The organism is Sodalis-like endosymbiont of Proechinophthirus fluctus (assembly GCF_001602625.1).
Taxonomy (GTDB): Bacteria; Pseudomonadota; Gammaproteobacteria; order Enterobacterales; family Enterobacteriaceae.
This window is the reverse complement of the sequence record NZ_LECR01000084.1, coordinates 1-1124: the sequence shown is the minus strand read 5'-3', so window position 1 is coordinate 1124 and position 1124 is coordinate 1. Positions and strand designations below refer to the sequence as shown.

Here is a 1124-nt window from a genome sequence, read left to right as displayed (position 1 = left end):
AGCCATGGTTCTGCTGGTGTGACATCCGCTGATGCCGCTGTACGCCGGCCTGTTGTGGTATGTATTGCGGGTATGACGGTTGGCGATCCTTAATCTTTTTTTAGCGTCACGTTAACCCTGCCCAGGTTACAACTGGCGCAACCGTCCGCTAGTTGGGCGGTATTGAGGTATCCGCACCGGTTTGCCGGCGAGTATCTCGCACCTCGCTTATCGGCTAATACCCAGTATCGCCGCTGCTGGTGACTCACTGCTCGCCAAAGCCGTGGTGGGGCCGTCGTAATAAATACGGCCATCCACCACCAAGATGGTGCGCGGCGCTAATCGCAGGGTATCATCCAGATTATGCGATACCATCAAAAGCGTTAGGCGGCGCGTCGCGCAAACGTCATTGAGCAATCTCACCATCTCGGCGCGCAGGGCCGGATCCAGCGCGGAAAACGGCTCATCGAGCAGGAGAATCGGCTGATGACGCACCAGACAGCGGGCCAGTGCTGTACGTTGACGCTGGCCGCCGGAGATCGCCGCTGGCAGCCGGCTCAGCACGTTTTCCAGCTTGACCTGCTGCGCCACTTCCTCTAATTGAATGCGTTGTGCGGGTGTTAAACGCAGGCCGGGATGTAGGCCAAGCCCGATATTTTCCGCCACGGTCAGATGAGCAAACAGGTTGTTTTCCTGAAACAGCATCGATACCGGGCGCTTTGCCGGCGGCGTTTGGTGATGGAGCACGCCGTCTAGCCATAGACTGCCACTGTTTGGCGTCAGGAAGCCAGCAATCAATTTCAGCAGAGTACTTTTGCCGGCGCCGCTTGGGCCCAGTACTGCCACCTTTTCACCGGAGTCGAGATGGACACCGAAGTGCATGGGTAAATAACGGTAAAGCCAGGTAACGTTATCCAGTGTTATCATAGGACCCAGACAAGGTTTCAAACAAGATAAACAGCAGCAGGCAGAGCAGCAGCAATAGCAGTGCGGTCACTGCGCTATCTTGGCTGCGATAGGCGCCTATCTGCTGATAGAGATAAAGCGGCAAGGTGCGGAAATCCTCGCTGCCGAAAAGGGAAATCATGCCAAAATCCCCCAGAGATAAGATGCTGGCGAAAGCCAGAGCGCGCCCTATCGGCTGG

The 1124-nt window shown here is 56.4% G+C and carries 1 protein-coding gene and 1 pseudogene; both read right to left on the bottom strand.

What is annotated here, in order from left to right; all coding sequences use genetic code 11:
- Window positions 1–207 precede the first annotated feature (207 nt).
- Complete coding sequence (thiQ, locus tag BG74_RS08175) at window positions 208–906, bottom strand: thiamine ABC transporter ATP-binding protein ThiQ (RefSeq protein ID WP_066597731.1); 699 nt, start codon at window positions 904–906, stop codon at window positions 208–210.
- Window positions 890–1124: pseudogene (gene thiP / locus BG74_RS08170) on the bottom strand (thiamine/thiamine pyrophosphate ABC transporter permease ThiP); the annotation flags it as partial. The gene thiQ and the pseudogene thiP, both read right to left, overlap by 17 nt.

Coding starts and splice junctions, on each gene's coding strand:
- thiQ (WP_066597731.1), bottom strand. CDS start 906: ATGATAACACTGGATAACGTTACCTGGCTTTACCGTTATTTACCCATG.